Raw genomic sequence first — 4,325 nt, 5'->3', positions numbered from 1 at the left:
TCTGTCGCGGCGGGACCAGCCTATTCATGACTAGTGGGGAATAGGTGGCAGTGCACTGGTCATTGCACCGACGTCGCCGGCTTTTCTGCGACGGCAACGGACGGACGGGTCGAGGCATCGCCATTTTCGGCAGTCCGGGAATTTGATCGAGGAGAACGGCCATGAGCGTCGAACACTGTGTCACGGGAGTTCGGCGACGACTGCAGACCCGGCCGGGCACGACCCTGCGCAGCGTCGAGAACGAGCGGAGGGGTGTGCCTCAGAGATGAAGGATGGGGCCGTCCCCGACCCGATCCGGTGTGCAGACGGCTCCGGGAAGCCATGTTGCGTGGTGCGCCGTCAGGGTTTCGAACCCCGGACCCGCTGATTAAGAGTCAGCTGCTCTACCAACTGAGCTAACGGCGCGCGTGGAAGACGATAACAGCCCTCGGGGTGCAGGGTGAAATCCGAATGTCCGAAGCACGGCAAGGTGCTGAGCAGAAACGCCCCTGTCCGCGGATCCCCTTAGACTGCTGGCAAGTAGTTGTGAATCCCGTGTGAACGCTTTGTGGAGAGGTGTACCAGCATGTGGCAGCTCCGAGCGGTGACCCGTCCGCGGCGGACGCGGAACTTGCTGCTGGCCGTGCTGGTGACGCCTGCCCTCGTGCTCGGCGTCGGTGCGTGCGACGGCACTCCGGCTGCGCCGCCGCACCCGCAGACGATCACCGGCAAGGGAACGCCCTACGGTGACCTCCTGGTCCCCAAGCTCACTGCGTCGGTGACCGACGGTGCCGTCGGCGTGACGGTTGACGCGCCGGTGACGGTCAGCGCAGAGGACGGCGTTCTCGGGGCCATCACCATGACCAACGGGGACGGCGCGACGGTCGCTGGCCGGCTCAGCCCGGACGGCCTGCGGTGGACCACCACCGAGCCGCTCGGCTACAACAATGAAGTACACGCTCAGCGCGCAGTCCCTCGGCCTTGGCGGTGTGACGAGCCGGTCGATGACGTTCCAGACGCATTCGCCCGAGAACCTGACGATGCCCTACCTGCTGCCCAGTGACGGTGAGGTCGTCGGCATCGGGCAGCCCGTCGCGATCCGTTTCGACGAGAACATCCCGAACCGCCTCGCCGCGGAGAAGGCGATCACCGTCACCACCAATCCTCCGGTCGAGGGCGCGTTCTACTGGCTCAGCAACCGCGAAGTGCGTTGGCGCCCACAGGCTTACTGGAGGCCCGGCACAACGGTCGACGTGGCGGTCAACACGTACGGCTCCGATCTCGGCGACGGGTTGTTCGGCCAGGAGAACGTCACCACCCACTTCACGATCGGTGACGGGTCATCGCGACCGCAGACGACGACACGAAGACTCTGACCGTCCGTCGCAATGGTGAAGTCGTCAAGACCATGCCCATCTCGATGGGCAAGAGCAGCACGCCGACCAGCAACGGCACCTACATCATCGGTGATCGGCTGTCGCACATGGTCATGGACTCGTCGACGTACGGCGTTCCGTCGAACTCGCCCAACGGATATCGCACCGAGGTCGACTACGCGACGCAGATGTCGTATAGCGGCATCTACGTGCATGCTGCGCCGTGGTCGGTCGGCAGCCAGGGGTATAGCAATGTCAGCCACGGTTGCGTGAACGTCAGCACCAGCAACGCGCAGTGGTTCTACGAGAACACCAAGCGCGGCGACATCGTCGACGTCGTGAACACCGTCGGATCCGTGCTGCCCGGCACCGACGGCCTCGGCGACTGGAACGTTCCATGGGATCAGTGGAAAGCCGGCAACGCCAACGTCTAAGCACGTTTAAGTCGGTCGGCTGGTTGCGTTCTCGCGAAGCAGCCCGAATCGGGCCGGGGAGCGGCACGATGTCGGGTACACCGAGGAGCGGCAGCCCCCTGATCGGCGGACCCGAGGGACGCGGCGCCATCTTTCCACGAAGGCATCTTCATCAGTCGGTTTACATGGCGCGTCCAACGCGCGGCGCCAAGAGGTCCAAAAGCAAAGGGTCGGAGGGCGAAAACGCCCTCCGACCTGCGGGGTGGCTGACGGGGCTCGAACCCGCGACTTCCAGGATCACAACCTGGTGCTCTACCAGCTGAACTACAGCCACCAAAGCCGTCGAACCCGTTCGGGCACTGCGGCGTCGTCGATCTTAGCCGTTAGAACCGTCCGGGAACGAATTGATTGCCGCCGCACCTTCCGAGGAGGGTCCAAGTTCGGCGGCCACCGCGGCGATGTCGCTGGTCGCGGGGCCGGGTGGCGTGACGAAAGCCGTGCGCCGGTAGTACTTGAGTTCCTTGATCGACTCGTGGATGTCGGCAAGCGCCCGGTGCGCCAGACCCTTCTCCGGCTGCCCGAAGTAGATGCGCGGATACCAGCGCCGACACAACTCCTTGATCGAGCTGACGTCGATCATGCGGTAATGCAGGTAGTCGTCCAGGGCTGGCATGTCCCGGGCGATGAACCCGCGGTCGGTGGCGATCGAGTTGCCCGCCAGCGGAGCGGTCTTGGCCTGCTTGACGTGACCGCGGATGTAGTCGAGCACCAGCTTCTCCGCAGTGGGCACGTCGATGGCCGACGCGCGCACCTCTTCGGTCAGCCCTGACTTGCGGTGCATCGTCGCGACGACGTCGACCATGCCGTCGAGCGCCGCGTCGTCGGCATGGATCACCACGTCGAGGCCGTCGCCGAGGAGGTTGAGTTCCGCATCGGTGACCAGCACCGCGATCTCGATGAGTCGATCCGATCGGAGGTCGAGCCCCGTCATCTCGCAGTCAATCCATACCAGTTCGTCACGCACAGCGGTCAAGAGTATTCGCACAGCCCGACGCGAGTGGCCCATACCTACCTGGACCGGACCTCGACCAGTAATGTCGGCTCGCATGACTTCAGAATCGACAGCCATCCCCGCGCAGCAGATCGCTGCTGGTTATGCCGTCGACGGACAGGCGCTCGAACTCGGCACCGTCGTCGTCGACGGCGCCGTCGACCCGAGCGCACTGGTCCGGATCCCGCTGGCCACGGTCAACCGGCACGGTCTCGTGGCGGGAGCCACGGGTACCGGCAAGACGAAGTCGCTGCAGGTACTCGCCGAACAGCTGTCGGCAGCCGGAGTGCCGGTGGTGATGGCCGACGTCAAGGGCGATCTGTCCGGCCTCGCCTGGCCGGGTACCCCGGGAGACAGGACCACTCAGCGCGCGACCGACACGGGCGACAGTTGGACGCCGACCGCCTTCCCCGTCGAGTTCCTGTCGTTGGGCACCGAGGGCGTTGGGGTGCCGGTGCGTGCCACCATCACCAGCTTCGGACCCATCCTGTTGTCGAAGGTGTTGGGGCTCAACGCCACTCAGGAGTCCACGCTGGGCCTGATCTTCCACTGGGCCGACCAGCAGGGTCAGCTGCTTCTCGACATCAAGGATTTGCGCGCCGTCATCCAGTTCCTCACCAGCGACGAGGGCAAGCCCGAACTCAAGGCGCTGGGTGCGGTGTCGCCGACCACCGCGGGCGTGATCCTGCGCGCGCTGATCAACCTCGAGGCCGAGGGCGCCGACACCTTCTTCGGCGAGCCCGAACTCGAGCCCAAGGATCTGATGCGGTTCGACTCGCAGGGCCGCGGAGTCATCACCCTGTTGGAGTTGGGCGCGCAGGCGGCCCGGCCGGTGATGTTCTCGACGTTCCTGATGTGGGTGCTGGCGGACCTCTTCACCACGCTGCCCGAGATCGGTGACGTCGACAAACCCAAGCTGGTGTTCTTCTTCGACGAGGCGCACCTTCTCTTCACCGACGCGTCGAAGGCGTTCCTCGATCAGGTGGAGCAGACCGTCAAGCTGATCCGGTCGAAGGGCGTCGGGGTCTTCTTCTGCACCCAGTTGCCTACCGACGTACCCAACAACGTGTTGTCCCAGTTGGGTGCCCGAGTCCAGCACGCGCTGCGGGCTTTCACTCCCGACGACCAGAAGGCTCTGACCAAGACGGTGCGGACCTACCCGAAGACCACCGTCTATGACCTGGAGTCGGCACTGACGTCGCTGGGCATCGGCGAGGCGATCGTGACCGTGCTCTCGGAGACCGGGGCTCCGACGCCGGTGGCATGGACCAGGATGCGCGCCCCGCGCTCGCTGATGGGCACCATCGGCGACGAGGCGATCAGCGCGGCGGCCAAGGCGTCGCCGTTGCAGGCCGAGTACGGCCAGACGATCGACCGCGAATCTGCCTATGAGCGACTCAACGCCAAGTTGGCGCCGCCCGAGGCACTGCCGCCCCCGGTGAGCGGGGGTGGTGGACTGGCGAGCGCATCGGGGAAGGGTCGAATCTCGATGCCGGAACCCGAGGG

2 protein-coding genes, 2 tRNA genes and 1 pseudogene are annotated in these 4,325 nt (G+C 65.3%); 2 read left to right on the top strand and 3 right to left on the bottom strand.

The features are described from left to right. Positions 1–329 precede the first annotated feature (329 nt). Positions 330–405 (bottom strand) — tRNA-Lys (locus QOI01_RS18595). Between the two features lie 160 nt (positions 406–565). On the opposite strand from QOI01_RS18595, the pseudogene QOI01_RS18590 reads away from it, so the two are divergent. Further along, a pseudogene (locus tag QOI01_RS18590) lies at positions 566–1,789 on the top strand (Ig-like domain-containing protein). Between the two features lie 240 nt (positions 1,790–2,029). On the opposite strand, the gene QOI01_RS18585 reads toward QOI01_RS18590, so the two are convergent. Beyond that, positions 2,030–2,102: transfer RNA gene (locus tag QOI01_RS18585), tRNA-His, on the bottom strand. Positions 2,103–2,144: 42 nt separating this feature from the next. After that, positions 2,145–2,792 carry an oligoribonuclease gene (gene orn, locus QOI01_RS18580; RefSeq protein ID WP_526383490.1) on the bottom strand — a complete coding sequence of 216 codons (648 nt, stop codon included), beginning with the start codon at positions 2,790–2,792 and terminating at the stop codon, positions 2,145–2,147. Between the two features lie 82 nt (positions 2,793–2,874). On the opposite strand from orn, the gene QOI01_RS18575 reads away from it, so the two are divergent. Next, positions 2,875–4,325 (top strand): helicase HerA-like domain-containing protein (locus QOI01_RS18575; RefSeq protein ID WP_526383488.1); only part of this gene is annotated, 1,451 nt, incomplete at its 3' end.

Origin of the sequence: Mycobacterium sp., assembly GCF_032162605.1 — a bacterium.
In the GTDB taxonomy this organism is placed as follows: domain Bacteria; phylum Actinomycetota; class Actinomycetes; order Mycobacteriales; family Mycobacteriaceae; genus Mycobacterium.
Note: the sequence above shows the minus strand (reverse complement) of the source record. Positions and strands in the feature narration are given on the sequence as shown.